The sequence below is a fragment of the Telluria sp. GW821-FHT07G12 genome (assembly GCF_059418525.1).
In genome coordinates this window covers 44,738-71,146 of sequence record NZ_JBWKQA010000002.1, presented here as the reverse complement: position 1 = coordinate 71,146, position 26,409 = coordinate 44,738, and the positions used below count along the sequence as shown (strand labels likewise).

Sequence of the window (26,409 nt, the reverse complement as noted above, 5' to 3'; positions counted from 1 at the left end):
CGGGTGTGAAAAGATGAGCAAACGCAGGCCATCAAGGTGCAAGACTGCCCCCACACAAAATCCCGTTGGCTGGAAGACGCCGCGCAACAAGCGCATTTTTTTGGGAGACCGTCAGGATGGGGCGTTTGCGGTCATGTTCGGGCCTTTGCTGATTTTGATTATCGGCTTTTGTGGTCTGGCGATCGACATGGGCCTGCTGTACAACCGAAAGGTTGACCTGCAAGGGATGGCCAAGGAAGTGGCGCTGGCCGCCGCACATGAACTTAACGGTACGGCAGCCGGCGTTGTCGCGGCAAAGGCAGCGGCGCAGCAGACGGCAGATACTCTCAAATATCAGTATTTTGGCAACGGCAGCAGTTTCGTCTGGCGCGATGACGCTCTCAGCTTCGGGGCATCGCCTTCACGTTCCGACACTTGGGTCCCTGCATCCTCACTCGGCCCCGGGTCCGACGCGGCGGCTTCGGGTCTCTACTTTGCAAAAGTGGATACGGACGGTCTTGACACAGCGATCACGACCGTTGAAACCTACTTCATCCGAGTTCTTGCCAGCAGTCTTGCCACTATTCAGCTTCGAGACAGTGCAGTGGCGGGTAGAACCTCAATCAATGTGACTCCTATCGGAATCTGTGCAATGTCCACCGACAGCGCAACGGAGCGTACGGCAACTGCGAGTGATGGTACGACCCTTTCAGAACTGGTGCAGTACGGCTTTCGCCGCGGTGTGAGCTACGACCTCATGCAACTCAATCCGAACGGCACTACTCCTGTCCGTTTCGCGATCAACCCGGCTGCAGCTCCAGGAACGAGCGGCTCGACATTCAATGCCTCCATTCTCGGCCCGTTCATGTGCAACGGAACAATGTGGGTGCCTCGGCTGAGCGGAGGCGACATCCGTGTCTCGCCACTGCCTTCGGCATCGCCGCTCGCGTCTCAGCACACTCCTCTCAACTCACGATTCAACACGTATACCAACGGCTCGTGCGAGCCCAGCGTCTCACCACCCGATGCAAATATTAAAGACTACGCCTACGATCAGGCGAATGGCGTGAAGTGGATGAATCCAGCTACAGGCAAGCCTGCTGCGCTGACAACGACGGCGCGCAACAAACTCGAAACAGTCGCCGATCTCCCTGACGATTATCCGACGCCACCTACATCGAATGGCGACTATGGCCCGCTCTGGGCTAACACCAGAGCTGTCAGGGCGCCGTCCCCGATCGATAGTGCCGAGCCAGCTGGCGGCTTTACCACTTTTGATGCCAGCGTCTGGCCAACTCTCTACAAATCGGGCCCGACAAAGCAAAGCAATTATCCAGGCATCCCAAACACGCCGTATCAAGCCACGACGACTGCCAACGGGTTCTATCTGGCACCGACGGTCGCTTCCGGTACCGTGGCCATGCGCCAGCGCCGAGTATTGAATATTCCTCTGCTTTCCTGTTCTCCCGCAGCACCCTCCGGCACCAATGTGCAGGCGACCGTACTTGCGATCGCGAAGTTTTTCATGACCGTCCCCGCGACGCAAGACAGCCTGATTGCTGAATTCAGCGGATTGGTCACAGAAAAATCACTGACCGGTGAAGTAAGGCTCTATCCATGAAAATGCGACTCCCTCGATCGGCCTTCAGACCTCGCACTCGCGAGCGCGGCTCCGCAGCAATCGAAGCTGGTGTGCTGCTGCCGATCCTGATCATCTTTCTCGCATTACCGATCTTCTATGCCCGCTGCCTTTGGCATTACACGGCAGCGCAGAAAGCTGTACAGGACGCTGCACGCTATCTCGCATCTGTTCCCAAGGCTGAGATGTTATCGACAACGCTGGCCGACGCTGCTGTGAGTCGCGCCGTCGAAATCGCAACAAGGGAAGTTGCGGAGCTCGCGCCGGGCGGTGAAATGATTTCTCCACAGGCGTACTGCAATGGCGGCGCGCGCTGCGGTCGCACGATTCCAATCGGATCGTTGCCGAGAACAGTCACCGTAGAAATGGGATTCTTTATGGCCGATCCCATTTTCAATGTCGAAACCTGGGGCCAGATCTCAATCAACGCTTCGGTAACGCTGAACTATGTGGGCAACTGACCTTCCGCGGAGCGAACTGCGCCGCCCTTCCATTTCGCAAAGCGGCACGGCGGCTATCGAATTTGTGCTGCTGGCGTCACTTTTCTTCACTCTCGTGTTCGGAATAATCGAAGTCGCGCGCTTGCTGTATATCTACAATACATTGCAGGAAGTGACCCGACGTGCTGCCGCTGCTGCCGTTCATGTATATCCAAACGACACGGCTCGCATCGCGAAAGTGAAGCAGTCTGCGGTTTTCCGTGACTCTCCTGGCGAACTCCCTTTTGCCGCTCCTATTACCGACAACTACGTCCGCCTCAGTTATCTGAACTACACCCTTGTGGTCATCCCGGAGTCGGACTGGCCGGTAAGCGCGGCGAAGAACAGGGAGGTCTGCATGAAAAACCCCAGTGCTAACAACTGCATTCGTTTCGTTCAGGCCGAAGTCTGCGAGCCGGATACGGCAGGTGCTTGCACGGCGGTGAGGTCGGAAATGCTTATTCCGTTCCTCAACATATCCACGACATTGCACAAGGCGACGACAATCGCTACGGCCGAATCCCTTGGCTATGTACCTGGCGCTTTACCATGTCCTTGTCCATGATGGAGCACTTGGATCAATCCGATTGGATTCGTGATCGCCTTGAGGCGAGCCTCAACGGCGGCGCGGAGATCCGAGCAACGACCCAGACAGCGGCCACAGTAGGGCAAGGTAATCAAAGATACCGTAACCGCGGGCCCCTTCAGACTGAAGGAGATGTGGGTGTTTTGAAGGTGCAGAAAGGAAGCACGGAAACGCGGATAGTGAAACTGCAGGGCTCGCGAAAGCTGGCGCTCTTCCCCGCCCAAGCACCTCGAGGCCACTTAGGAATGGACCGGCTGCGGCACCCGCCCCGCACCGAGGAAACGTGCAATGAAGTGGTCGGGGTTGACCGCCGGCGACAACAGATACCCCTGAACCTCCTGGCACCCTTCATCGCCAAGATCGCGCGCACGATGGCGCAATCGTCGGCGCTGTCCGGGATCTCACGCACGAAGCTCTGGTCGATCTTCAGGCGGTCGACCGGCATCTGTTTCAGGTAAGACAGCGACGAGTAAGCGGTGCCGAAGTCATCCACGGCAAGCTCGACGCCGAGGGACCTGATCTCGTGCAGCTTGTCGAGCGCATCCGTGAGGTTGGAGACGACAGCGCCTTCGGTGATCTCCCCCGTCTAGACGGCTTTGCAGGCCGTTTTGGCCTTCACGAATCAATCCGTCGAGACACCGAAGACAATGCGGAATTCGTCAAGACCAAACTCACGATGCCGGTTCTTGCCATCGAAGGCGAAAAGTCCTTCGGCGCGAACCAGGCAGCCGTCATGCGCAACGCCGCCGGCACGGTCACTGAAGTGGTGGTGCCGGGGGCCGGTCACTGGCTGATGGAAGAGGCGCCCGCCGAGACGGTAAAAGCCATGCAGTCTTTCCTCGGTACAAACTGAAGACACGGCACGGGCCAATCGCTGTTACTCGACCACGGATTGTGCAGGCTGAACCTGCTTAGCTTGAGGGCTATCGAGACGCATCGCAACGGAGGTCACACCGATCGCGGCGAGCGTCATCATGGCAGCTAGCCAGGGTAAGCCGTCCAGACGAACATGTCGTGACAATGCCACTCCGCCAAGCCAGGCACCCAAGGCGTTTCCAATATTGAAAGCGCCAATGTTCAAGGTGGACGCCAAATTCGGCGCGCTTTGCGCATGATGCATGACGTACATCTGCAAACCCGGAACGGTGGCAAAAGCAGCGATTCCCCAAACAAAAAGCGTCACTGCTGCAGGCACTGGCGAATGCATGGTGTGCGTAAATATTGCCATGATCAGGATTAGGGCAGCAAACAAGCCCAGCAAGCTGTGTACGCCCTTGCGATCCGCAAGCCGACCGCCCGCACCGTTGCCGATCACAAGACCGACGCCGAACAGGACAAGCAGCAGAGTGACCGACGAGGGCGCAAAGCCGCTTGCCTCCTCGAGAATCGGCGCGATATAGGTGAACACGACGAATACGCCACCGAAGCCGAGTACAGTCATCGCCAGAGCAAGCCAGACCTGTGCTTTGGCAAGCACGCCGAGTTCGTTCCTCAGGTTCAGCGCACCGCTGTCCTCGCTGGAGGGCACCAGCACAACCACGGCCGCGGCGGCAAACACCCCAAGGGCCGTGACAGTCCAGAAGGTGGCGCGCCAGCCGAGCGTTTGACCGATGAAAGTCCCGAACGGAACGCCGAGCACGTTGGCAAGCGCCAGACCTGTGAACATCAAGGCGATGGCACTTGCCCGCTTGTCCTGCGCCACCAATGAGGCGGCTACGACAGAACCGATGCCAAAAAAGGACCCATGTGCAAACGATGTGACGACGCGCGCGATCATCAGGGCCGGATAATCGGGAGCGAGCGCACAAAACACATTCCCAAGGATGAAGATGTTCATCAAGAGAAGCAGCGCGAGTTTGCGCGGCATGCGGCTAGTCAGCACTGCGAGCACAGGTGCGCCTACGGCCACGCCCAGCGCATAGCCGCTGACGAGCAAGCCTGCTGAAGGAATCGACACGGAAAGTGCCCGTGCGAGATCCGGGAGGATGCCCATGATGACGAATTCGGTCGTGCCGATGGCGAAGGTGGCGAAGGCCAGGGCGAGGATGGGGAGCGGCATGGCAAGGCCTCATGGTCAGATGGTTTCGGTTTCGCGCAAGGTTGCCGGGCTTTGCAAGGCATAGCGGGCAATGTCATCCTTGCGCATGAATTTCACGCCGGGGTGGCTTTTCGCGTAACGCAGGAACTGATCCCAGACGCGCACCATTTGCGGCGATCCGCTGATACGGTCATGTGCGCTCAGCGAGAACATGCGGCGCCGCCGCGCGCCCTCCTCATACAACTGGTCGAAGTCGAGCTTGATCTGCTCCAGAAACTGGGTCGGCGAATAATTGCGGCCTTCGACCAACAGGATGTCGTTGTTTCGTAGCGTATAAGGGACGACCGCGAAGTCCTTGCCGTTCACCTGTTCGATAAAAGGCTCGTCGCGACTGAGATCGTCGATGTGGTACAGGTAACCGAGTTCTTGCAGGAGCCGCAGTGTGTTGGGTCCACGGCGCAGCCAGTTGCAGTTGTAGCCGAGCGGCCGCTTGCCGGTGACTTCTTCGAGCATCGCCTGGCCCTCTCGCAGGAATTCACGTTCCTGACCCGGCGTCATCGCATATTGGGATGTCCATCGGGGACCATGGCCGCTGACCTCGTGACCACGAGCGACGATCAGTCTTGCGATGTCCGGATGGCGCTTTGCCGCTTCGCCGATCATGTGGCAGGTTACCTGTATTCCGTGCTTGTCCCAAAGCTCGAGCAGACGCGGAATACCCTCGCGGTAGCCGTACGCGAACCAGGATTCGCCGGCAAGATCGGCCGGTATGTTCGCGGGCAGTTCCACCTTCGGAAACGGACTGTCGGCGCCCTTCGGCGGCTGCCCACCCGCCTCGAACTGCATCGAAATCGACACCACCAGACGCGCGCCTCCTGGCCAGAACTGCTCATCGGCCGGGGCTGCGGCCGGGGTTGCCACCGCCTCCGCCGGCCACGCCCCGGCCGCCAGCGTACCCATGGCGGCGCCGGCGGTGCCAAGAAAGCGGCGACGGTGCCCTGCAAGCCCCGGCCTGGCGGATGGGTTGTCGTCAAATTGCGTCATCATGTCATCCTCATTAGAAAGCGAAGCAGCTGCAGCCGAAGGCACCCCAGAAGCTGCCGAAGTCCTGCACCGGGACGGTCGACTTGCGGGCCTTGTCGTGGGCGTGGGCGTGCACGCCGCAGGGACCGGAGCACTGGTGCGGCATGGCCATGTGCGATTGCGGCTGCGGCGCGGCCTTGCGCCAGTGTCCCGGTACCTTCTGCACCGGTGACCACTCCGGCAGTACCGGAATCGGCGGCGGCCCCAGGCTGGTGAATTCGGCGGCGCCGTAGACGATATCGCCGCCGACCACGGTCAGCACCGATTCCAGCGCCTTGATCTCTTCCTCGGGCACCGTAAAGAAATCCTTCGACAGCACCGCCAGGTCGGCCAGCATGCCGGCCTGGATGCGGCCCTTGCGTCCCTGCTCGTTGGAGAACCACGCGCTGCCCGCGGTCCACAACTCCAATGCGGTGCTGCGCTCGAGCAGGCCATTGTCGCCGTACAGCGGCAGGCCGCCCACGGTGCGGCCGGTCACCAGCCAGTACAGCGCGGTCCACGGGTTGTAGCTGGCCACGCGGGTGGCGTCGGTGCCTGCGCCCACCGGCACGCCTGTCTCCAGCATCTGCCTGACCGGTGGCGTGGCCTTCGCGGCCTCCTTGCCGTAGCGGTCGACGAAGTACTCGCCCTGGAAGGCCATGCGGTGCTGGATGGCGATGCCGCCACCCAGCGCTTTGACGCGCTCGATGTTGTGCTGGCTGATGGTCTCGCAGTGGTCGAACATCCAGTGCAGGCCATTGAAGGGGATGTCGCGGTTGACCTTTTCGAACACGTCCAGCATGCGCGTGATCGATTCGTCGTAAGTCGCATGCAGGCGGAAGGGCCAGCGGCTCGCCACCAGATGGCGCACCACCTTTTCCAGTTCGTCTTCCATGCCGGCCGCAAGCTCCGGGCGCGGCTCCAGAAAGTCCTCGAAGTCGGCCGCCGAGAACACCAGCATCTCGCCGGCGCCGTTGTGGCGGTAGTAGTCGCTGCCCTGGCCCGGCGTCACCATCCTGGTCCAGCGCTGGAAGTCTTCCAGCTCCTGGCCCTTGTTCTGCGTGAAGAGGTTGTAGGCGATGCGGATGCTCAGCTGCTTGTTGCGGTCGAGCTCCTCGATGACGGAGTAATCCTCGGGATAGTTCTGGAAGCCGCCGCCGGCGTCGATCGCGCTGGTGATGCCGAGGCGGTTCAGTTCGCGCATGAACTGGCGCGTCGAATTCACCTGCAGGTCGTAGGGCAGCTTCGGGCCCTTGGCCAGCGTCGCATACAGGATCATCGCGTTCGGGCGGGCGATCAGCATGCCGGTCGGGTTGCCGGCAGCGTCGCGCTGGATTTCGCCGCCCGGAGGGTTCGGCGTGTCCTTGGTGTAGCCGACGGCGCGCAGGGCGGCGCGGTTCAGCAGGGCGCGGTCGTACAGGTGCAGGATGAACACCGGGGTGTCGGGCGCGGCGGCGTTGATCTCTTCCAGCGTCGGCATGCGGCGCTCGGCAAACTGGAATTCGCTCCAGCCGCCTACCACCCGCACCCACTGCGGATTCGGCGTGCGCTCGGCCTGCTCCTTCAGCATGCGCAGGGCGTCGCTAAGGGAGGGCACGCCTTCCCAGCGCAGCTCGAGGTTGTAGTTCAATCCGCCGCGGATCAGGTGCAGGTGGGAGTCGTTCAGGCCCGGCACCACGGTGCGCCCGTTCAGGTCGATCACCTGGCTGCCCGCCTCGCGGTGGCGCATCGCTTCCTCCGCGCTGCCGACCGCGAGGAAGCGGCCGTCGCGGATGGCGACCGCGCTGGCCTCTGGCCGCTCGCGGTCCAGCGTGGCGAACCTGCCGTTGATGAGGATGCGCGTTGGCGACACCAGGGATTGCCCATTCATGGATTGGCTCCTTGCGCGAAGCCCCTGCGTCCTTTGCGTCCGCCGTGCCGGAGCAGCTGGCGCCAGGTAACGAGCAGGAAGACCAGGAACAGCAGCCCGTACACCACGCCGAGCACGGGCGACTCCGCGCTTGCCACCAGCGGCGCGTGGGCCGGCAGGCGGGTCGAGGTCTCGGTCACCGCCGGAATCAGGTGGAAATAAAAAGTCAGCGAATAGGCGACCATCGCGGCCGCGCTCGCACCTCTGCCGAAGACCAGGCTGCGTTCGGCCAGCAGCGCGAGGGCGAGCACGAACAGGGTGATCACGCCGAGTACGTGCGGCTTGCCGAAGCCGCCGTGGGCAAAAATAAAAAAGCCGCTCAGGCAGGTAAAGGCCGTGGAGACGATGTACAGCTTGCCCCGTCCCGAGCGGGAACCGATGGCGCCGTCCCGCAGGAAGGCGGCAATACCGGCCGCGACGGCGACCAGGCTGATGGCGGTATGGATAACGCCGAGCGTCGATAGCGATGACATGATTGTTCCTTTCGTCAGTTGGAAGTGAAATCTTCGGTCTCGTAGTTCGCCAGGAAGCGGTGCGGCCCTTCGACCAGGCCGCGCACCGGCGCCGCCTTGCCCGTGCCTTCGCACAGGGTGCGCAGGGTCTTGCGTACGAAGGCCATCAGCGCCGGCCGCGTGGTCCGGCGGCGCTGGAAGCGGTATTCGCCGGCCAGCGTATGGCCGTCGTCGTAGACGATCTCGAATTCGCATTCGAGCGGTCCGTGGTTACGCATGGCCCAGCCGAGCAAGACCTTGTCGGCAGCGAAGAAGGTGCCGACGCTGGCGCTGAGGCACTGCCGCGCCAGCGACAGGCGGATGCGCCGCAAGCCCACTTTTTCAGCTTCGAAACGGCATGCGCTGCTCACTGGATGAGGATCGATGACGATGGCGGAATTCATGATGGCTCCTGCACTCGGTTGACGATTTCATCTTCGTCGCCGCAGTTGCAAGACGCCAGTTAATCCTTGTGAAGGCGGTGAAAACACGGGCAAACTGGCCGTGTGAATTTCCGTGAAAGCGGGCGTCGAAGGGGTTCGGACGCACCCTGTGCGGGTTATCATGCAGCGACATCCTCACCTGGAGCTGCCATGCATGCCGATCTGACGACGCCGACGGTCGCCGAACGTCTGGACCGTGTACCCTTCACCCGTCTTCACGCCTTTGCCATCGCCCTGTGCGCGCTGGGATTCGGATTCGACCTGCTCGAGATGGCGCTCAGCAGCGCACTTGCAGCCGTGTTTTCGAGCCCGCCGCATGTCGCGGCGCCGGCCCAGCTCTCCATGCTGCTGTCCTCGGTGTTCGTCGGCGCCATCGTCGGCGCCCCGCTGTCCGGCTGGCTTGCGGACCGCCACGGCCGCCGGCTCACGCTCATCGGCCTGCTGCTCCTGCTGTTCGTGGCTTCGTTCGGCGCCGCCTTCAGTTCGGATATCGCCGGCGTGACAGCATGGCGCTGCATATCGGGCATGGCGCTCGGCGGCTTTCCGCCGCTGGTGATCACCTACCTGACCGATCTGCTGCCGGCAGGCCGGCGCGGTCCTTTCATGATGGTGACGATCGGGGTCGCCACCCTTGGTCCGGCGGCGGGCATTTTCCTGGTCCGCGCGCTGACGCCCCTGCAGCCGCTGGGACTGGAAGCCTGGCGCTGGGGTTTCATCTTCGGCGGTGCCGGGTCCGGCCTGGCAGGCCTGCTGTTCCTGCTGTTGCCGGAGTCGCCGCGCTGGCTGGCGGCGCGCCTGCGCATGATCGACGCCGACCATGCCTGCCTGCGCTTCGAACGCTCCCCTGCCCTGCTGGCCGCATCGAAGCCTGCCCAGGCCAACGCAAAAGCCGATACCGCCGTGCCCAGGCGTTCATGGCCGCTGGCGGCGGCGCTGTCCTTCCTGAGCCCGTGGTCGACGGTGGCCTTTCCATTGCTCAGCGGCGCCGTACTGGCGCAGAAGGGATTCAAGCTGACCGACACCCTGCTGTTCGTCGGGCTGTCTACCTTCGGGCCTTTCTTCGGCAACGTGCTGGTCGCCACCGTGATCGACCGCCTCGGACGCCGCACCGCGATGATCGCCTGTTCGCTCGGCATGCTGGCAGCCGGATCGGTATTCGTCGCCAGCGGGACGGCCGCGCTGCTGATTGCCAGCAGCTTCGCCTTCACCCTGCTGGTGTCGATGCAGCTGTCCTTCCTGAACCTCTATGTCAGCGAGTTGTTCCCGACCGCGACACGCGGCCGCGCCGTCGCCGGCGCATGGGCGGTCAACCGCGTGGGCGCGGCGCTCAGTCCCTTGCTGCTGTTGCCTCTGCTGCACGGCAAGGGTGCCTACACGATGTTCGCCGTGATCGCCTCCTCGCTGCTGGCAAGCGTGGTGCTGCTGGCTTTCGCTCCATCGGGTGCGGCGCGCCGTCCGGTAACCTGAGCGCCGGCCATGAGGCAGGCCCTCAGGAATTCAGCCAGTGCGCGACGAGCTTGGTGTAAGGCGGCATGACGACATACACCATCAGGTAGACGATGATGCCGGAGATAAGCAGATTGCTCGACCAGCCCGCCGCCAGCCAGGGCATGGCGGCCAGCAGGGGTTGGACCGCCAGTGGAATGACCGTAGTCAGGGGATAGATGGCCGACAGGGTCAGCAGGAACTGCTTGGCGGGCCGCGGCGGCCGGCTTGGGGGCGCGGCGAACAGGTAATCCAGGCCGCTTGCCGCCTGCAGCGTCTCCTGTGCCTGGAGCCAGGGCTCGATACGCTGGATCAGCGCGGCACGCTCGGCGGACTCCAGCCAGGCGCGCAAATGTTCCATGCGGTCGAAGCGCAGCACCAGGGTATAGCGGGTCGAGTGCGGACCGGGCCGAAGGATATCGATGCTCTGGTGCCCGGCGAAACGGCGCGCGGCCGGAACGATTTCTTCCAGCCACGCCTCGTAAGCCGCCACGGCGCCATCGATGAGGCAGTGCTCGATGACGAGGCTTACCGCTGGCTGGCGCATGTTTGTGCCCAGGTGCGGGTAACGGAGGCGCCGCCGTCGACCAGCGAGACTGAGCCGCTGACGAAGGACGAGTCGTCGGAGGCAAGGAACAGCACGGAACGCGCCAGCTCTTCGGGCGAGGCGACCCCCTTCAGCGCATGCAGGCCGGCCATGAAGGCCCGGGATTCGGCTGTGGTATTCATGTCGCGGTACATCTGCGTATCGACGGCACCAGGCAGGATCACGTTGACGCGGATGCCGTCCATTTCCAGCTCGGCCGCCAGCGCCTGGGTCAGGCCGATCAGGCCGGCCTTGCTGGCCGCGTAAGCCGCGACGCCGGGGAAGGCCCCTGCACTGCCGACCAGGGTGCCGGTGAAGATCATCGATCCGCCGCCGGACTGCTGCATGGCCGGTATCTGGTGTTTGGCGCCGAAGAAGGCACTGCTCAAATTGGTGTGCAGGGCGCATAGCCAGCCTTCGTGGCTGATGCCGGAGGTCGGCCCGGTCTCCCCGAGCGTACCGGCATTGTTGAATGCGATGTCGAGGCGGCCATAGCAGCCGGTCGCCAGTTCGACCAGCGCATGCGCATAGCGCTCCGACTTGACATCCCCAGCCAGCGCCACCGCTTCGCCGCCGGCCGCCTCGATCTGCGCGATCAGGACATCGAGCTCCGCCAGCCGCCGCGCACCGGCGACGACCAGCGCCCCTTCGCTGGCGAACAGCCTGGCTGTCGCGCGGCCTATCCCGGCGCTTGCCCCGGTGACGATGGCAACCTTGCCTTTCAAGCGATTCATGATATATCCCTCCACGGATTGGGCCTGTGCTTGCGTAACAAGTGTAGGCAGGCCACGCGCGTAGCGACAGTGAATCGGTGTGAAATCGGCGCGCGGCGCAGGCAAGCGGCCCTTCACGAAGATTCACTGGCTGGCGGCATGGCGCCGCGCCACCATGAAGCTCCCCGACCAAAAGGAGAACATCATGTTCCGTCATTCCAAGCCCGTGAAGCTCGCCTCGATTTGCCTGTTCCTGCTGGCCGCACAGGCCCAGGGCGCCGAGCTCAGGACCGCCGCCAAACTCGCCTTCGACGACGCCGGCACGCTCTACATCGCCGACTGGAAGGCAGCCCGGGTGTATGCCGTGAAAGTGCCGGCTGCGAGTGCGGCGCCGGCTGGGCCCTTCAACCTGCACGACGTGCAGAAGCCGATCGCCAGGGCCCTCAAGCTGAAGGATACGATGCTGCGCTTCGAAGACCTGGCCGTGCAGCCGGGTACGGGCATCGCCTATGTATCGGTCACGGCGGGCGGCAAGGCGGCCGTGGTCTCGATCGACGCCGCCGGCAAGGTAAGGCCCCTGCCCACGGCCGGCCTGAAAAGCTTCGTCGCGATCGCCGACGCACCTTCCTCCGGCGAGTCATTCTGGCGCGACCTGCCGGCGCCGGCCTTGACGGTGACCGACATGAAAGTCCATGACGGGAAGCTCTACCTGGCCGGCCTGTCGAACCGGAACTTTGCCTCGACCCTGCGCGTGTTCGACCTGCCCTTCAATGGCAAGGGACGCACGACGACCGTGGAGATGTACCACCCCGTGCACAACCAGGTCGAAACGCGCGCGCCGATCCGCGCCATGAGCTTCGCCACGGTCGACGGCGTGCCCAGCATGGTCGCCGCCTATACCTGCACGCCGCTGGTGCTGATCCCCTTGAACGCGATCGAGGACGGCGCCCATATTGTCGGCAAGACCATCGGCGAGATGGGCTGGGGCAGCGCGCCGGTCGGCATGGTCAGCTACAAGCTGGGCGACAAGGAGATGGTGCTGCTGGCGAACTCGAGCCGCTCCGCCGACCTGATGAGCGTAAGCGACATCGCCGAACAGGCCAGGCTGCCCGGCCTGCAGGAGCCGATCTCGGTGCCCGACAAGCCGTATGCCGGCGTCAAGGGCACCATGACGCCGATGTCGGCGGTCACGCGCTTCGATAACCTGGACGACAAGCTGCTGCTGGCTCTGCGCCGCGACGATGCCAGCGGCGCCATGCAGCTGGTGACCATCCCGAAAGGCGCCTACCTGCGCCTGAGCGATTTCGTCAACGAATACGACTTCAGGGATTATACCTATCCGGCAGCCGACAAGTTCCACGAGTACCACAAGTACTGGCGCACGATCGAAGGGTACCCGGAGCTGGTGCGCTGATCATGGGCGCCTCCGCCGTCCTTCTTCCGCTGGCCCTCGCGGGCGCTGCCGGCACGATCACGCCGTCGGGGCCCGAGGTGCCGGCAAATCTGCTGCGCATCGAGCTGCATTTCAACCGGCCGTTACCGGCGCTGCCCCTGCAGGCGATCGTCCTGCGCGATGCGGCCGGCAAGCCGATCGCCGACGCCCTGCTCGACATCGCCCTGCCGGACAGCGGCGAGCGCAATCTTGTGGTACTGATGCAGCCCGGACGCATCAAGCACGGGGTCGGGCCGAACCTGGCCATCGGGCCGGCGCTGCACGAGGGCGACCGGATCAGCATCGAAGTCAGGGATCCGCGTCTGGCGCACCCGCTGGTCCGGTCCTGGCATGTCGGCGCCGCCTACGGTCACAGACTGGCGCCGGCGGCATGGAAGCTGCAGGCGCCCCGTGCGCGCAGCAAGGCGCCGCTGGTGCTCGGCCTGCCGTCGGCCATCAATGCCAGCGCCGCCGCGCTGATTGCGGTAGCGGGCCCGGATGGCCGCCACGTCGCCGGCAAGGCGGTGCTGGGCGCCGGCGAGACCGAGTGGCGCTTCGTGCCAAGCTCGCCGTGGAAGCGGGGCAGCTATCGGGTACGCGTCCATCCCGGGCTGGAAGACCCTGCCGGCAACCGCTTGTGCGCCGCCTTCGAGGAGCGCCGCCAGAGCGAAAGGCGCTGCGAGGATGGCGCCAGTGTCGGCTTCCTGGTGGGGGCGCCATGAAGGCCGCGCGTCCCGGTGCAGCGGCCGCGGTCGATGCCGGCCTGCTGCGGCTCAGGATTGCCGGCAGCGCCCTGCTGTTCTATGTGCACGGCTTGCCGAAGCTGGTCCACTCGCAGGCGGAGCTGGCCCGCATCGAAGACCCTTTCGGCTTCGGCGCCCCGGTCTCGCTGGCGGCCGCGATCGCCGCCGAGGTCCTGTGTCCGCTGCTGATCGCATGCGGCCTGTTCACCCGGGCTGCCAGCCTGGTGGTGCTGGCCGTGCTGGCGGTCGCGATGCTGGTCGTGCACTCCGGCTGGAGCATCGCCGAGGGACAGTTCGGCTGGCTGCTGATCGTCATCTTCTCGACGGTCGGCGTGTGCGGGCCCGGACGCTGGTCGCTCGACGCGCGCTACCAGTCGTGACGCACGGTCAGCAGGATGGTCCGCGGCGGGTTGTAATAGCTGGCGTCGACCCCGAGCGGCGGGATCACCTGGCGCAGCATGGCATAGCTCTTCCCTGCCAGGTTCTTGCCGCGCAGGGAGACGGTCCAGTGGCGGTCCGGGGAGCGCCACGACAGATCCGCGTTCAGGTAGTTCTGCGAGGGTATCCGCGTCAGGGGGTTGTTGGCCACGTCCAGGAATTGCGAACGCAGGTAGATGGCCGACAGTTCGAGCGCCAGCGCGGCGCCGTTCGCGAGCGGCTGCTGGTGATAGATGCTGGTGCCGGCGCTGAGCGGCGCCGCGTTCGGCAGCCTGTGGCCGACCACGTTGCCGGTCGCGGTGCCGGCGGGGTTCGTGAACGCGTCTATCCTCGACCCGAGCGCTTCGAGTGTCATGGTCCAGCGGGTATGCGCGGCGATCTGCGCGGCCAGCTCGAGGTCGACCCCGTAGGTGTGGGCCTTCCCGGCGTTGACCATCACCGCGTCGTTGACCAGTACCCCATTGATGCGGATGCCGCTCAGCGAGGCCAGGTAGTCGCGGTAATCGTTGTAGAACAGCGCGGCATTCAGGCTGGCCCTGCCGCCCGCCAGGCGCAGCTTGGCGCCGGCCTCCCAGGTCCGCACTTTTTCCGGTCTGGTCGCCGCCTGGGCCGACAGCAGCGATTCCGCGGCGCGGTTGAAGCCGCCGAACTTGGCGCCCTCCGCGATGCTGGCGTAGACGAAGGTGTCCGGGTTGAACTGGTGGTCGAGGCCGATCCGCGGCAGTACGCCCGAGGAGGTGGTCTCCAGGTCCGGCGCCACATAGACCTCGGCCGTGCGGCGGCCGGCCGCGTCGGTGCGCCAGAAGCCGTTCGAACCCGTCTGGCGCGTCCGGTAGGCGCGCAGGCCGGCCGTCAAGCCGGTGTCCGGCGCCAGCAGGTAGCGTCCCTGGCCGTAGATGCCGGCGTCCAGCGTCTCGAGGTAGGTCACGGCCTGCGAATACGCGGTGGCCGGGGCGGCCAGCGCAGCGACCGACGACAGGCGGTCGAAGTTGAAGCGGTCGCGCACCAGCATCACCCCGCTGGTCCAGCTGAGCCGCTCGGCTTTCGACTGCAGCTGGACCTCCTGCGACACCGCGGTCTGGTCCACCTTCTGGGAGATGCCGAAGCGCTGCACTTCCAGTCCGCCGTAGTCGACCACGGCCGGATCGTCGTGGTAACGCCGCACGGCGGTGATGGAGCGCAGCGTCAAGCCGCCGCCCAGCTCGTCCTTGATGCGCAGCGACAGGCCGCCGGCATCGCGCCGGAAGGCGCCGCGCGGTAGATTGGTGAAGGTCACGCGCGGCGCGGCGCCCGGATGGTTGAGCGGGTAATTGGTGGTGTTGGAGTCCGAGCGGTCCTCGGCGCCGTCGACGGCGAGGATTGCTTCCAGGCCGGGGCGCGGGGCGTAGCGCAGCTTGGCCTGGAACTGGGCGACGTCCAGGTTGTTGACATCCTCTCGACGGGTCGCGTTGTAGGAAAAGCCGTCATTGGCGCGGCGCGAGAAGGCCAGGCTGGCGCTCCAGCGCTCGTTCAAGGCGCCGTTCACGTAGCCGCGCGTTTCGAAGGTGCCGAAATTGCCGGCGGCCGCCGCCAGCCATGCCGTCTTCTCGGCCGAGGGGTCGCGCGTCACGAAGCGGACCGCGCCGCCGCTCGAATTCTGGCCGTAGAGGGTGCCCTGCGGCCCGCGCAGCACTTCGATGCGCTCGATGTCCGGCAAGTCCCACAGGCCGGTGGCATAGCCGCGCAGCAGCGGCACATCGTCGACGTAGATCCCGACCGCCTGGCTCATCGCCGGGTTCGACGCGCCGATGCCGCGGATCGCCACCGCCTGCGGCATGTTGCTGAAGCCATTCGGCACCGCGACGCCGGCGACCACGCCGACCAGGTCGTGCAGGTCGTTGACGCCCTTCCTGTCGATCTCGCCGCGCTCGACCACGCCCACCGACACCGGTGTCGTGCGCGCCAGGCTGGTGGCGCGCTCTGCGGTGACGATCACCTCGGGCAGCTCGGTGGAAGGTTTCTCCTGCCCATGCGCATAGCTGCAGGCGCAGGCGGTGAGCAAAAGGCCCTGCTTGAATGATCGTCGTGTGCGGTTCATGCCGTTCTCCTGACTGTTAGCGGCATGATAAAAGAGCTTCCCGAAGGGGCGGTGTGAATATGTGTGAATAGCGGCCGGCCGCCGCCCGGCCCGCTCGGACTTCACGCCAATTTACTGTCGGTCTGCAGCCGCATTCCCTAAGCTGGTCTCGAAAGCCGCACATCCCGTGCGCTTGCGGCCAGGGGCCGCTTTTCGTCGAGGAGATCGCCATGAATGAAACGCCACGGCTTGCCGCCCGTAGCGGCAAAGGCCTGCTGACGCCGGACAACTGCGTGCTCGCGCTGATCGATCTGCAGCCGCAGATGCTGTTCGGCGTCGGCAGCGCCGACCGCCAGGGCATCGTCAACAACAACCTGGTCCTGGCCAAGGCGGCGCGGGTGTTCGGCGTGCCCGCCGTGCTGTCGACAGTGGAAACCGGGGCCTTCAGCGGCTACATGTGGCCGCAGGTGCAAGCCGTCTTTCCCGGCCAGCAGCCGGTCGAGCGCAGCACCATGAACAGCTGGGACGACGACAATTTCGTCGCCGCGATTGCCCGCACCGGCAAGAAGAAGATCGTCCTGGCCGGGCTGTGGACCGAGACCTGCGTAGCGCTGCCGACCGTCCAGGCCATCGCGGACGGCTATGAAGTCTACGTCGCCGAGGATTGCTGTGGAGACGTCAGCAAAATGGCGCATGACAACGCGATGCGCCGCGTCGAGCAGGCGGGCGCGAAGCCCGTGACCGCCCTGTCCGTGCTGCTCGAATGGCAGCGCGACTGGGCGCTGCGTGACACCTACGAGGCCGTCATGGACATCGTTCGCACGCACTGCGGCGCCTACGGCGTCGGGGTCGAGTACGCGTATTCGATGGTGCACAAGGCGCCGCAAACCGTGTACCCGTCCTACCTGCCGGAAAAGCTGCTTTGATCGAGGGGTAGAAAGCAAAAAAGGGGCCGCTGAACTGAACTGGCCCCTTTTTCTTTCATCCGGCCAGAGCGGCCTCGCCGTGCATGAGCCTGAGCGTGACCTCGGACACGCGCCGGCCCAGGTGCTCCGCCGTCAGCAGGTCGGCCTGCGGCGGCGCCAGCTCCGGCGGCTCGTCGGCATTCGATTGGGCTGCGGCGCCCATGAAGAAACCGAGCCGGTTCAGGTCTTCTTCCGATCCCGTGCTGGAGTTGTTTGCCGGCGGCAGGCCCAGGTTCACCCAGTGCATGCCGTGCTGGGCGGCGAACACGGCCAGCTGCTGCAGCGTCGCCAGCTTGTCGCCCGAGCGCGAAGCGGAATTCGTGAAGCCCGCCGCCACCTTGTCGCGCCACAGGGCGCCGGCCGCGAACACGGTGCGCGAGGTGGCGTCCTGGAAGGCCTTGAACTGGGCCGACTGGCCGCCCATGTAGGTCGGGGCGCCGAAGATCAGGGCGTCGGCGCTGGTCAATTCGGCCCAGGGCGCGTCGGCGCCTTCGACCGCGTACAGCCGGGCATTCACGCCTTCGACGGCATTCGCGCCGCGCCAGACGGCGGCGGCCTGGCGCGCGGTGTGGCCGTAGCCGGAGTGATAAACGATTGCGACGGTAACTTTACGCATGATGGCTCCTTATTTCAGAAAATCGACGAGTTTCGGAATGACGACTTGCGGCGCCTCTTCCATCAGCCAATGGCCGACACCGGGAACGATGACGCCTTCGACATTCGTATCGACCAGCTTGGCCTGGTTGATCAGGACCTGGCCGGACGCCTTCTCGCCGGTCAGGACGAGCATTGGCATCGTGAGCGGCGTTTTCGCGAAGCCGGCGAAGTCGGCGGCATCCTTTTCGAAAGCCTTGAAGGCCTCGAAGCCGGCGCGCATGCGCCCTTCACGGGCATAGGCCGCCGCGTAATACTTCCGGTCCGCTTCCGGCAGCGAATGCTTCCTGTCCGCGGCGAAATCATTCCAGAAATGCTCGAAATACGTGCGCTCGCGGCCTTTCACCAGCGCCAGCGGTGTCTCGCCGTAGAAATGGAAGTGCCACAGGTCGCGCAGCAGCCACACGTCCTTCCAGTTGCCCACGCCCGGCAGAAAGGCATCCATGAGGGCGATCTTGCTGACCTGGTCGCGGTACTGGGCAGCGTAGGCGTAGGCGACCATCAGGCCGATGTCGTGGCCGACCACCTTCACGCTCGGCAGGCCGAGGCTGGCCACCAGCGCATGCACATCCTGGGCCTGCTCGGCCTTGGTCACACCGTCTTTCGGCAGCGAGGATTCGCCGAAGCCCCGCAGGTCCGGCGCAATGACCATGTGGTCGCGCGACAGCTTGTCGATCAGGGGCAGCCACATGTGGCTGGTTTCGGTATAGCCGTGCAGCAGGACGACGGGATCGCCCTTGCCGGCCACGAGATAGTGGATCTTGTAGCCGTTGACCTCGGCGAATTTGCTTTGCGGGGTCTCGGCAAACACCGGGGGTGACAGCAGCGCGAACATCATCAGACTGCGGACGAGCCCACACGCGCCACGCTTGAGCGCGTGGAACAATGAGAGACGGGGGACTTTCATGGATGGCTCCTTGGATAAGTGGACTGGGCACCGCACGCCATGTGCGTACACTTATCTTGGAGCAGCCGCTGCGCGATGCCGAGTGAAACGAGGTGAATTCACGGGATGGTGCGGCGTGAAAAACCGTGAAGCGCGGCGCGATTCAGTCCAGCTTTACCATGAGCGCCTTGGCGGCCTCCAGGTCGGCCGTGCCCCAGCCTTCGCGCAAGCGCAACAGCACCGGCTCCAGCGCCTGGCGCGCCTGTGCTTTCCTGCCGTGCTGCACATGGAGGGCCGCCAGGCTGGTGGCGCTGCGCAGCGCCCATGCCGGCGCGCCGTGCTCTGCCGCGACGGCCAGTGCCCGCCGCAGCAGCGCCGCAGCGGCGCCATTCGCGTCGTCGCCGTCCCCGGACAGTGCGCGCAGGGCCCGCGCCCTCAGCAGCTCGGGCACGCACCAGCCGACCTTGCCGGCCTCGACGCGCGCGATGGCGTCGCCGGTCAGCAGCGCCGGCGAAAAGCTAGCCAGATGATCGCGGAATTTCGCCGAGAACTCCCGGGTATCGGCGAACGAGGGGCGGTCCTGCGGCCCGGCGCGGCCTTCGAGCACGTCCAGCACGTCCTCGAAACGCGCGGCCCAGTCGACCCAATAACCCATGCCATGGCGTTCGCCGCGTTCGCGCAGGCGCCGGACCAGCTGCGCCGCGCGCGCCAGTTCGCCGCGCCAGAACGCGACCGGGACCGCTCCCATCGCAAGCACCTGGCACATCGCCACCGGATGGTCGTTCTCCGACGAATCGAGCGCTTCTTCGCTCATTGCAAGGGCCCGGTCGGCGGCGCCTTCCATCCAGAGCAGGCGGGCCGCGATGATGCGCATCGATGTCCCGACCTGTACCGGCGACGGCGAGTACGACAAGGGAATCCGCCGGCTGCTGTTCGACAGCGCCAGCATGGCGAAGCGGCGCGCCTCGGGATGCCGGCCCATGAAATGCAGGGACTGCGCCATCGTCCGCTGTCCGATCAGTTCGAGGTAGGGATCGGCGCTGGCCCGCGCCGCCTGTGCGATCCGCTCCGCGCCGGCAAAGGACAGCGGATAATCGCCCTGCACGTAGGGCCATCCCCACAATGACGACAGTGGCGCGCCTTGCAGATGCGGCAGGCCGGAGTCGCGCGCCCGCTGCAGGCAGTCCTCGGCCTCCGCGACCAGCCTGGCAAAGGGATGATTCGACAGGTCGCGCCCATCCGCGTTCACGATGATCAGGCGCAGCAGGATGGCCGCCGGCGCGTCCGGCAGCTTGCCGACCGCCGCAAGCGCACGCTGCACGCTGCCGTCGAAAGCGCGGGCAAGGCCGGCCTGGTCGCCGAGGAAGAATCCGATGCCGGCAAGATGGCCGGCCAGCAGTGGCGCATCTCCCGGACCCAGCGCCCATTCGATGGCGACGAGGATGTCGTCGATCCACGGGCCGTACAGGTCCACCCAGGCGCGGCGCGCGAGCACCGTCCAGTCGCTTTCCAGCCTGTACATCAGCGCGTCCAGCCAGCGCGCATGCGCGTCCTGGACGGCGTGCAGCTCGCTGCTGCGGACCAGCTTGTCGTAGAAATACTCACGGGTGATGTCGAGCAGCCGGGGGCGGTACGCGCCATTCTCCGGGCTCATGCTCACCAGCGATTTGCTGGCGAGGTCGATCACGGTGTCGATCACGGCGTCGGCGTCCATGGCCGCATCGGACGCCACCGCGCCTGCCGCTTCCAGCGTAAACCCGCCGCGGAACACGGCCAGGGAGCGCAGCACTTTCTGCTCATGCGGCGCCAGCACGTCGTAGCTCCAGTCGAGCATGTTGGACAGCGTGCGGTGGCGTCCGCCCAGATGTGCCTGGGCGGCCTCGGCCCCGAGCAGGCATGCCGCGGTCTCCCGCGCCAGCTTGTGCAAGCCCAGCGGCCGAACCAGCGATGCCGCAAGCTCCAGCGCCAGCGGCAGGCCCTGCACCGAGCGGCAGATCTCGCATACCAGCGCGGCATTGCCATCGTCGAGCACGAAGCCGGCCGGACTGTCGGCGTCCGCGCGCGCCACGAACAGTTCGACGGCGGGGAAACGGGCGGCTTCGGCAGCCTCGCAGGGGATGCCGGCGTCCGGCAGACCGAGGGGTCCGAGGCGGACGATGTGTTCGCCGTGGGCGAGCAGCGGCTCGCGGCTGGTGCACAGGACATCGAGCGTGGGCGCGGCTCGCAGCAGGGCCTCGCTGGCCTGCGCTGCCGCGCCCGTGCTGTGCTCGCAGCAATCCAGGACAACCAGCATGCGCAGGCCGCGCAGCGAGGCGGCGAGGCGCGGCAGCCCCTCGCGCGTCAGGTGCGACAGGCCGAGCGCAGCGCCGAGCGCGCCGAACAGTTCGCGCCCTTCCGCAAGGACGGCCAGGTCGATGAAGCGTACGCCGTCCGGATAGCGGCCCGCAAGCTGCGCCACGACGGCGCGCGCGAGCGTGGTCTTGCCCATCCCGCCAGGTCCGACGATGCTGACGAAGCGATGCGCTGCCAGCAGCGCCGCCACCCGGGCCAGCTCGGCGGCGCGCCCGAGTGGGAGCGCCGAGGACGGCATACCGCGCACGAGCTGATAACCCAGCCCCGGGAAATGGGCGACATGGCCTGCCGCCGGTGCGCAACGGGCCAGTGCGTCGTTCAGGTTCGCCACGCTGTCCCAGAGCCGGGAGGCGCCGCAGCGCGCGCGAAGGGTCGCCGGATCGACGATCGCGCCGTCGGCGTCGAGCAAGGCCGCCAGCACCATGCAGGCGCCGGCATCGAGCTCGAGACGCGAAGCGCCTACATGGGCTTCGCCACGGCTGCGGTCGAGCGTGATGGCGTGCGGCGTTGTCACAAGGATGCCGTCAGTGTGAGAGCCTCGCGCACGTCGGCCGTGCCATGTCCTTCGCGGCAGTTCACCAGGACCGGCTCCAGCGTCGCGCGTGCCAGGCTTGCTGCGCCCCGGTGCAGGTAGAGGGCGGCAAGACTGGTGGCGCTGCGTAGCGCCCAGCCGAGCGCGCCCTGCTCCTGCGCCACGGCCAGCGATCTGCGCAACAGCGCTGCGGCAGCGCCGCTACTGTCGTCCGCATCGCCGGACAGGCGGTGCAGCGCCTGCACGCGCAACAGCTCCGGCACACACCAGCCGACCTTGCCGGCATCGGCGCGCGCGACCGCATCGTCCGTCAACAACAAGGGAGAGAAGGTCGCCAGATGATCGCGGCACTTGGCGGAGAAGGCATGGGTATCGGTGAAGAAGGGCTGGCTTTGCGCATCGGCGCGGCCTTCGATCACCCCCAGTGCGTCTTCGAAGCGCTGGGCCCAGCCGGCCCAGTAGGCCATGCCGTGGCGCTCCGCACGCTCGCGCAGGCGCCGGGTCAACTGCCCGGCGTAGGCCGTTTCGCCGCGCCAGAGGGCCAGCGGCACCGCGGCCATGGCCAGCACATGGCACATCGACACCTTGCGGTCGTTTTCCGACAGGTCGAGCGCCTCCTCGCTCATCGCGACGGCCTGGTCGGCGGCGCCTTCCATCCACAGCATGCGGGCGATCGTGATGCGGATCGACACGCCCACGTCCATCGGCGACACCAGGTAGGCCAGAGGAATCCGCTTGTGGCTGTTGGCCAGGGTGAGCCGGGCGAAAGGCCATGCTTCGCGGTGCCGTCCCAGGAAATGCAGGGATTGCGCCATCGTGCGCTGGGCGATGAGCTCGAGGTACGGGTCCCCGCTTTCCCGCGCGGCCTCCGCCATGTGCCCGGCGCCCTCGAGCGAGTCGGGGTAATCGCCGCGCACATAGGGCCCGCCCCAGCGCGATATCAGGGGCGCGCCGTGCAGCAACGGGATCTTTGCTCGCTTGGCGGCTTCCAGGCAATCCGCAAACTCGGCATTGAAGCGGAAGATCGGATGGCCGGAGAGATCGCGGCCATCGCCGACCACCGACAACAGGCGCAGCACGGTAGTCGGCGGCTGGTCCGCCAGCTTGCCGACGATCTCGACGGCAAGCTGCGCACGGTCGTGGAATTCGCGCGAATAGCCGATCTGGTCGCCGATGGAAAACCCGACCGCGGCCAGCCGGGCTGCGAGCAGCGCGTCGCCGCCGGGCGCGAGGCCCCAGTCGATCGCGGCCAGCAGGTCGTCGATCCAGGGACTGTAGCGGGCCACCCAGTCGCTGCGCGGCAGCGTCATCCAGTCCACGTCGAGCGTTTCCATCAGCTCGCCCAGCCACTCGGCATGGCGCCTCCGCAGGACATCCAGCTCGCCGCTGCGCACCAGCTTGTCGTAGGCATATTCGCGGGTCAGGTCGAGCAGGCGCGGCTTGTGGGCGGATTCCGCGCTCATGCTGACCAGGGATTTGCCGGCCAGCTCGATCACGGTGTCGAGGATGTCCGTACGCTCGTCATCCGGGCCGGCGGCCACCGCGCCGGCCGCTTCCAGCGTGAACGAGCCGCGGAACACCGCGAGGCTGCGCAAGACCCTCTGCTCTTGCGCCGTCAGGGTGTCGTAACTCCAGTCGAGCATGCTCACGACCGAGCGGTGCCGGTCGGCCGCCTGGTCCTGGACGCAGCCGGCGTCGAGCAGCCATCTCGAGGTCTGCCGGGCCAGCTGGCGTACTCCCACCCGTCGTACCAGGGATGCAGCCAGTTCGAGCGCCAGCGGCCCGCCCTCGACCGCACGGCAGATGTCGCATACCAGCGCGGCGTTGCCGTCGTCGAGCGTGAAGGCCGCCGCGTCCTCGCCGCCCGCGCGCGCCACGAACAGTTCGACCGCCGGAAAACGCGCCGCCAGCGCCGCATGCTGGGCCTCGGCGGGCCCGGGCATGGCCAGCGGCCCGAGGCGGACGATCCTTTCGCCGCGCGCCAGCAGGGGTTCGCGGCTGGTGCACAGGACATCGATTTCCGGCGCCGCACGCAGCAAGGCTTCGCTGGCATGGGCCGCCACCGCCGTATGGCGCTCGCAGCAATCCAGCACGATCAGCTTGCGCTGGCCGCGCAGCCATGTCCCCACCTGCCCGAGGCCGTCGCGCGTCAGGCGTTCGATACCGAGCGACACGCCGATTGCGCCCGCCAGTTCGCGGCCTTCCGCCAGCACGGCAAGGTCGACGAAATGCACACCGTCCGGGTAGAACTCGGCGCAATGCGCCGCCACCGCCCGCGCGAGCGTGGTTTTACCCATGCCGCCAGGACCGACGACGGTCACAAATCGCTGCGCCTGCAGCAATTCGGACACCTTCGCCAGCTCCGGCGCGCGGCCGAGCAGGCGCCCGGCCATCGCCGGCGTTCGCCGGCGGGCGCCAGGTGTATCGGGAATGGCAGGTATCATGGATGTCTCCTTCGACAAGATCAAAGGGAGGATACCAGCGCATGGGCTGCGCGCAGGTCGGCGGTCGCCTCCCCTTCGCGGCAGCGGGCCAGCGCGGGTTCGAGGACGGCGCGCGCCTGGCCCGCCGCGCCGCGGCTCCGGTACAGGACGGCAAGGCTGGTGGCGCCGCGCAGGGTCCAGGCCAGCGCTCCCTGCCGCTCCGCCACGGCCATTGCTTGCTGCAGGAAAGCCGCCGCGCTACCCGCGCCGTCGGCCGGATCCGAGGCCAGCAGGCGCAGTGCCTGCGCGCGCAGCAACTCCGGCAGGCACCACCCCACCAGGCCGCTCCGGCTGCGCAGCAGCGCATCGTCGGCCAGCAGCCCAGGCGAAAAGGTGACCAGTTGATCGCGGCATTTGGCGGAGAACTCGAAGGTATCGTCGAAGCCCGGCAGGCCATGCGCATCCGCCCTCCCCTCGATCACGGCCAGCGCATGTTCGAAGCGCCTGGTCCAGTCGAGCCAGAAGCCCAGTCCATGGCCTTCGGCACAATCGCGCAGGCGCGCGAGGTGGCGCGCGGCCGGCCTCAGCTCGCCGCGCCAGATGGCGACTGGCGCCGCGGCCAGGCACAGGGCCTGGCACAGCGCCGCCGGACGGTCCCGTTCCGCCGCCGCCAGCGCCTCTTCGCTCATCGCGAGCGCCTGGTCGGCGGCGCCTTCCATCCACAGCACGCGCGCCAGCACGATGCGCATCGAGGTCGCCACCTGCACGGCCGTCGGCGCATAGGCCAGCGGGATCCGCAGTCCGCTCTTTTCCAGCGCCAGGGTGGCGCAGCGGCGCGCCTCGGCGTGACGGCCCAGGTAGTGCAGGGATTGCGCCATCGTGCGCTGCCCGAACAGCTCCAGGTAAGGATCGGCGTGCTCGCGCGCGGCATTGGCGGCCCGCTCCGCACCGGCGAGCGAAGCTGGATAATCGGCGCGGATATAAGGCCATCCCCACATGGCCATCAGCGGAAAGGCTTGCAGCAGGGAGGAGCCCCTCCTGCGCGCGAATTCCAGATTGCGCTCGGCATCGGCTATCTTCTTGCGGTAGTCGTGTCCGCTCAGGTCCCGTCCATCCGTATCCGCGAAGCTCAGGCGCCACAGGAGTTCCATGGTGGACGTCGGCGCATCTTCCGGATCGCCGAATGCTTCGATGGCGCGCTGCACGCAGCCCTGGAACTCGCGGGCCACGCCGAGCTGGTCGCCGAGGAAGAAGCCGGCGCCGGCCAGCTTGAGGCCGAGCAGCGCATCCCCGCCCGATTCCAGCACCCAGTCGATGGCGGCGAGGATGTCGTCGACCCAGGGACCGTACAGCTCCAGCCAGGCGCCGCGCGGGAGTTCCATCCACTCGCGCTCCAGCCTTTCCGCCAGGCCGCCAAGCCAGCGCGCATGGCGCTCCTGCACCGCATGCAGTTCACCGCTGCGCACCAGCTTGCCGTAGGCATATTCGCGGGTCAGGTCGAGCAGGCGCGGGCGAACGGCGCCGCCGGCGGCATTTGTGCTCACCAGCGATTTGCCCGCCAGTTCGATCACGGTGTCGAGCGCAGCGTCGGCATCGGCCGGCATGCAGGCCGCGACCGCGCCCGCCGCCTCCAGCGTGAAGCCGCCACGGAACACCGCCAGGCAGCGCAATACCCGCTGTTCATCGGCGGACAGCATGTCGTAGCTCCAGTCGAGCATGCCCGCGACCGTGCCGTGCCTGTTCTCCGCGGGCGCCTGCGCCGGCGTTGGCGCCAGCAGGCATTGCGAGGTCTGCCGCGCCAGGCGTTCCAGGCCCAGCGGCCGGACCAGGGCAGCCGCCAGCTCGAGCGCCAGCGGAACACCGTCCACCGCGCGGCAGATCTCGCAGATCAGGGCGATGCTCCGGCGATCGAGGAGCAGGCCGGCGGGACCGTCGATCTGTGCGCGCGCAAGGAACATTTCGATGCCGGGAAAGCGCAGCGCCGCCGCATCCGGGGCATGGCCCGCGTCCGGCAAGCCGATCGGCCCGAGGCGTACGATCCGCTCGCCGCGCGCCTGCAGGGGCTCGCGGCTGGTGCACAGCACGTCGATGCCGTTCGCCGCGCGCAGCAGGGCTTCGCCGGCGTGCGCGGCCGGCCCGGTATGGCGTTCGCAGCAGTCGAAGACGATCAGCATCCGCTGCCCACGCAGCCGGCTGGCGAGCTGCGGCAGGCCGTCGCGCGTCAGCCGGGCGATGCCGAGCGCGGCGCCGAGGACGCCGATCACATCGCGTCCTTCCGCAAGCACTGCCAGATCGATGAAGTGCACGCCGTCCGGGTAGAGTTCCGCGCACTCCTTCGCCAGCGCTGCGGCCAGCGAGGTCTTGCCCATTCCGCCGGGCCCGACGATGGTCACGAAGCGGTATTCCTGCAGGAGTTCGGCCACCCTTGCCAGTTCTTCCGCGCGGCCCAGCATACGCTTGCCCGGGGGCGACTGGGACGGCCGGGGCGGCGGGCAGGTCTGATATGAAATCATGTGAG

23 protein-coding genes are annotated in these 26,409 nt (G+C 66.3%); 9 read left to right on the top strand and 14 right to left on the bottom strand.

What is annotated here, in order from left to right; all coding sequences use genetic code 11:
* Window positions 1-13: 13 nt before the first annotated feature.
* From AC07PE_RS08605 to AC07PE_RS08595, 3 genes are read left to right on the top strand one after another with little or no spacing between them, the layout of a single operon-like run.
* On the top strand, window positions 14-1,600 hold the full coding sequence (locus AC07PE_RS08605; RefSeq protein ID WP_498763186.1) for a TadE/TadG family type IV pilus assembly protein: 1,587 nt from the start codon (window positions 14-16) through the stop codon (window positions 1,598-1,600).
* The gene (locus tag AC07PE_RS08600) at window positions 1,597-2,079 is read left to right on the top strand and encodes a TadE/TadG family type IV pilus assembly protein (RefSeq protein WP_498763183.1); all 483 of its coding nucleotides are present in this window, start codon (window positions 1,597-1,599) and stop codon (window positions 2,077-2,079) included. Before AC07PE_RS08605 ends, AC07PE_RS08600 begins: the two co-directional genes overlap by 4 nt.
* Window positions 2,066-2,662, top strand: a complete 597-nt coding sequence (locus AC07PE_RS08595; protein WP_498763181.1) for a TadE/TadG family type IV pilus assembly protein — start codon at window positions 2,066-2,068, stop codon at window positions 2,660-2,662. The genes AC07PE_RS08600 and AC07PE_RS08595 overlap by 14 nt, the downstream gene beginning before the upstream one ends.
* 139 nt (window positions 2,663-2,801) lie before the next feature.
* Here AC07PE_RS08595 and AC07PE_RS08590 read toward each other — a convergent pair whose 3' ends face one another.
* On the bottom strand, window positions 2,802-3,203 hold the full coding sequence (locus tag AC07PE_RS08590) for an EAL domain-containing protein (protein WP_498764743.1): 402 nt from the start codon (window positions 3,201-3,203) through the stop codon (window positions 2,802-2,804).
* Between the two features lie 3 nt (window positions 3,204-3,206).
* Between AC07PE_RS08590 and AC07PE_RS08585 the strand changes: the two genes are divergently transcribed.
* A complete protein-coding gene (locus AC07PE_RS08585) occupies window positions 3,207-3,536 on the top strand; it encodes an alpha/beta fold hydrolase (RefSeq protein ID WP_498763179.1) in 330 nt (109 codons plus the stop codon).
* Between the two features lie 24 nt (window positions 3,537-3,560).
* On the opposite strand, the gene AC07PE_RS08580 is transcribed toward AC07PE_RS08585, so the two are convergent.
* Genes AC07PE_RS08580 through AC07PE_RS08560 form a run of 5 tightly spaced genes read right to left on the bottom strand, consistent with a single transcriptional unit; the run spans window position 3,561 to window position 8,587 of the window.
* Complete coding sequence (locus AC07PE_RS08580; protein WP_498763177.1) at window positions 3,561-4,742, bottom strand: MFS transporter; 1,182 nt, start codon at window positions 4,740-4,742, stop codon at window positions 3,561-3,563.
* 15 nt (window positions 4,743-4,757) lie between these two features.
* On the bottom strand, window positions 4,758-5,768 hold the full coding sequence (locus tag AC07PE_RS08575; protein WP_498763175.1) for a polysaccharide deacetylase family protein: 1,011 nt from the start codon (window positions 5,766-5,768) through the stop codon (window positions 4,758-4,760).
* 10 nt (window positions 5,769-5,778) lie between these two features.
* On the bottom strand, window positions 5,779-7,653 hold the full coding sequence (locus AC07PE_RS08570; RefSeq protein WP_498763172.1) for an amidohydrolase: 1,875 nt from the start codon (window positions 7,651-7,653) through the stop codon (window positions 5,779-5,781).
* Window positions 7,650-8,165 (bottom strand): hypothetical protein, encoded by a 516-nt coding sequence (locus AC07PE_RS08565; RefSeq protein WP_498763170.1) that lies wholly within the window; start codon window positions 8,163-8,165, stop codon window positions 7,650-7,652. The genes AC07PE_RS08570 and AC07PE_RS08565 overlap by 4 nt, the downstream gene beginning before the upstream one ends.
* Window positions 8,166-8,179: 14 nt before the next feature.
* Entirely contained in the window at window positions 8,180-8,587 is a 408-nt protein-coding gene (locus AC07PE_RS08560; RefSeq protein ID WP_498763168.1) for a hypothetical protein, read from the bottom strand.
* A gap of 189 nt (window positions 8,588-8,776) precedes the next feature.
* Between AC07PE_RS08560 and AC07PE_RS08555 the strand changes: the two genes are divergently transcribed.
* Window positions 8,777-10,093 carry an MFS transporter gene (locus AC07PE_RS08555; protein ID WP_498763166.1) on the top strand — a complete coding sequence of 439 codons (1,317 nt, stop codon included), beginning with the start codon at window positions 8,777-8,779 and terminating at the stop codon, window positions 10,091-10,093.
* A gap of 22 nt (window positions 10,094-10,115) precedes the next feature.
* On the opposite strand, the gene AC07PE_RS08550 is transcribed toward AC07PE_RS08555, so the two are convergent.
* Window positions 10,116-10,658: an antibiotic biosynthesis monooxygenase gene (locus AC07PE_RS08550; RefSeq protein WP_498763164.1), complete on the bottom strand. Its 543-nt coding sequence runs from the start codon at window positions 10,656-10,658 to the stop codon at window positions 10,116-10,118.
* A complete protein-coding gene (locus tag AC07PE_RS08545) occupies window positions 10,640-11,431 on the bottom strand; it encodes an SDR family oxidoreductase (RefSeq protein ID WP_498763162.1) in 792 nt (263 codons plus the stop codon). The genes AC07PE_RS08550 and AC07PE_RS08545 overlap by 19 nt, the downstream gene beginning before the upstream one ends.
* A 184-nt stretch (window positions 11,432-11,615) precedes the next feature.
* Between AC07PE_RS08545 and AC07PE_RS08540 the strand changes: the two genes are divergently transcribed.
* The 3 genes from AC07PE_RS08540 to AC07PE_RS08530 are packed head-to-tail and all read left to right on the top strand — an operon-like array spanning window position 11,616 to window position 13,965.
* Window positions 11,616-12,824, top strand: coding sequence for a hypothetical protein (locus tag AC07PE_RS08540; RefSeq protein WP_498763160.1), 1,209 nt, complete (start codon window positions 11,616-11,618; stop codon window positions 12,822-12,824).
* Window positions 12,825-12,826: 2 nt separating this feature from the next.
* Entirely contained in the window at window positions 12,827-13,564 is a 738-nt protein-coding gene (locus AC07PE_RS08535) for a hypothetical protein (protein ID WP_498763158.1), read from the top strand.
* Complete coding sequence (locus tag AC07PE_RS08530; RefSeq protein ID WP_498763156.1) at window positions 13,561-13,965, top strand: DoxX family protein; 405 nt, start codon at window positions 13,561-13,563, stop codon at window positions 13,963-13,965. Before AC07PE_RS08535 ends, AC07PE_RS08530 begins: the two co-directional genes overlap by 4 nt.
* Here the strand turns inward: AC07PE_RS08530 and AC07PE_RS08525 are convergent.
* Window positions 13,953-16,100: a TonB-dependent receptor gene (locus tag AC07PE_RS08525; RefSeq protein ID WP_498763154.1), complete on the bottom strand. Its 2,148-nt coding sequence runs from the start codon at window positions 16,098-16,100 to the stop codon at window positions 13,953-13,955. The genes AC07PE_RS08530 and AC07PE_RS08525 overlap by 13 nt on opposite strands.
* Before the next feature lie 209 nt (window positions 16,101-16,309).
* Between AC07PE_RS08525 and AC07PE_RS08520 the strand changes: the two genes are divergently transcribed.
* Window positions 16,310-17,005 (top strand): hydrolase, encoded by a 696-nt coding sequence (locus tag AC07PE_RS08520; RefSeq protein WP_498763152.1) that lies wholly within the window; start codon window positions 16,310-16,312, stop codon window positions 17,003-17,005.
* A 55-nt stretch (window positions 17,006-17,060) separates the two neighbouring features.
* Here AC07PE_RS08520 and AC07PE_RS08515 read toward each other — a convergent pair whose 3' ends face one another.
* The 5 genes from AC07PE_RS08515 to AC07PE_RS08495 all read right to left on the bottom strand — a co-directional run bounded on the left by AC07PE_RS08515 (window position 17,061) and on the right by AC07PE_RS08495 (window position 26,404).
* Window positions 17,061-17,660 carry a flavodoxin family protein gene (locus AC07PE_RS08515; RefSeq protein WP_498763150.1) on the bottom strand — a complete coding sequence of 200 codons (600 nt, stop codon included), beginning with the start codon at window positions 17,658-17,660 and terminating at the stop codon, window positions 17,061-17,063.
* A 9-nt stretch (window positions 17,661-17,669) separates the two neighbouring features.
* Entirely contained in the window at window positions 17,670-18,605 is a 936-nt protein-coding gene (locus AC07PE_RS08510; protein WP_498763148.1) for an alpha/beta fold hydrolase, read from the bottom strand.
* Between the two features lie 142 nt (window positions 18,606-18,747).
* Window positions 18,748-21,450 (bottom strand): ATP-binding protein, encoded by a 2,703-nt coding sequence (locus AC07PE_RS08505; RefSeq protein WP_498763146.1) that lies wholly within the window; start codon window positions 21,448-21,450, stop codon window positions 18,748-18,750.
* The gene (locus AC07PE_RS08500) at window positions 21,447-23,912 is read right to left on the bottom strand and encodes an ATP-binding protein (protein ID WP_498763144.1); all 2,466 of its coding nucleotides are present in this window, start codon (window positions 23,910-23,912) and stop codon (window positions 21,447-21,449) included. Before AC07PE_RS08500 ends, AC07PE_RS08505 begins: the two co-directional genes overlap by 4 nt.
* 20 nt (window positions 23,913-23,932) lie before the next feature.
* Entirely contained in the window at window positions 23,933-26,404 is a 2,472-nt protein-coding gene (locus AC07PE_RS08495; protein ID WP_498763141.1) for an ATP-binding protein, read from the bottom strand.
* Window positions 26,405-26,409 lie beyond the last annotated feature (5 nt).

What these genes read in the sequence shown, in the direction of transcription:
- AC07PE_RS08575 (WP_498763175.1), bottom strand. Translation starts at nt 5,768, where the DNA reads ATGATGACGCAATTTGACGACAACCCATCCGCCAGGCCGGGGCTTGCA.
- AC07PE_RS08570 (WP_498763172.1), bottom strand. Translation starts at nt 7,653, where the DNA reads ATGAATGGGCAATCCCTGGTGTCGCCAACGCGCATCCTCATCAACGGC.
- AC07PE_RS08580 (WP_498763177.1), bottom strand. Translation starts at nt 4,742, where the DNA reads ATGCCGCTCCCCATCCTCGCCCTGGCCTTCGCCACCTTCGCCATCGGC.
- AC07PE_RS08510 (WP_498763148.1), bottom strand. Translation starts at nt 18,605, where the DNA reads ATGAAAGTCCCCCGTCTCTCATTGTTCCACGCGCTCAAGCGTGGCGCG.
- AC07PE_RS08555 (WP_498763166.1), top strand. Translation starts at nt 8,777, where the DNA reads ATGCATGCCGATCTGACGACGCCGACGGTCGCCGAACGTCTGGACCGT.
- AC07PE_RS08525 (WP_498763154.1), bottom strand. Translation starts at nt 16,100, where the DNA reads ATGAACCGCACACGACGATCATTCAAGCAGGGCCTTTTGCTCACCGCC.
- AC07PE_RS08530 (WP_498763156.1), top strand. Translation starts at nt 13,561, where the DNA reads ATGAAGGCCGCGCGTCCCGGTGCAGCGGCCGCGGTCGATGCCGGCCTG.
- AC07PE_RS08605 (WP_498763186.1), top strand. Translation starts at nt 14, where the DNA reads ATGAGCAAACGCAGGCCATCAAGGTGCAAGACTGCCCCCACACAAAAT.
- AC07PE_RS08550 (WP_498763164.1), bottom strand. Translation starts at nt 10,658, where the DNA reads ATGCGCCAGCCAGCGGTAAGCCTCGTCATCGAGCACTGCCTCATCGAT.
- AC07PE_RS08535 (WP_498763158.1), top strand. Translation starts at nt 12,827, where the DNA reads ATGGGCGCCTCCGCCGTCCTTCTTCCGCTGGCCCTCGCGGGCGCTGCC.
- AC07PE_RS08520 (WP_498763152.1), top strand. Translation starts at nt 16,310, where the DNA reads ATGAATGAAACGCCACGGCTTGCCGCCCGTAGCGGCAAAGGCCTGCTG.
- AC07PE_RS08565 (WP_498763170.1), bottom strand. Translation starts at nt 8,165, where the DNA reads ATGTCATCGCTATCGACGCTCGGCGTTATCCATACCGCCATCAGCCTG.
- AC07PE_RS08495 (WP_498763141.1), bottom strand. Translation starts at nt 26,404, where the DNA reads ATGATTTCATATCAGACCTGCCCGCCGCCCCGGCCGTCCCAGTCGCCC.
- AC07PE_RS08595 (WP_498763181.1), top strand. Translation starts at nt 2,066, where the DNA reads ATGTGGGCAACTGACCTTCCGCGGAGCGAACTGCGCCGCCCTTCCATT.
- AC07PE_RS08560 (WP_498763168.1), bottom strand. Translation starts at nt 8,587, where the DNA reads ATGAATTCCGCCATCGTCATCGATCCTCATCCAGTGAGCAGCGCATGC.
- AC07PE_RS08500 (WP_498763144.1), bottom strand. Translation starts at nt 23,912, where the DNA reads ATGATACCTGCCATTCCCGATACACCTGGCGCCCGCCGGCGAACGCCG.
- AC07PE_RS08545 (WP_498763162.1), bottom strand. Translation starts at nt 11,431, where the DNA reads ATGAATCGCTTGAAAGGCAAGGTTGCCATCGTCACCGGGGCAAGCGCC.
- AC07PE_RS08540 (WP_498763160.1), top strand. Translation starts at nt 11,616, where the DNA reads ATGTTCCGTCATTCCAAGCCCGTGAAGCTCGCCTCGATTTGCCTGTTC.
- AC07PE_RS08515 (WP_498763150.1), bottom strand. Translation starts at nt 17,660, where the DNA reads ATGCGTAAAGTTACCGTCGCAATCGTTTATCACTCCGGCTACGGCCAC.
- AC07PE_RS08600 (WP_498763183.1), top strand. Translation starts at nt 1,597, where the DNA reads ATGAAAATGCGACTCCCTCGATCGGCCTTCAGACCTCGCACTCGCGAG.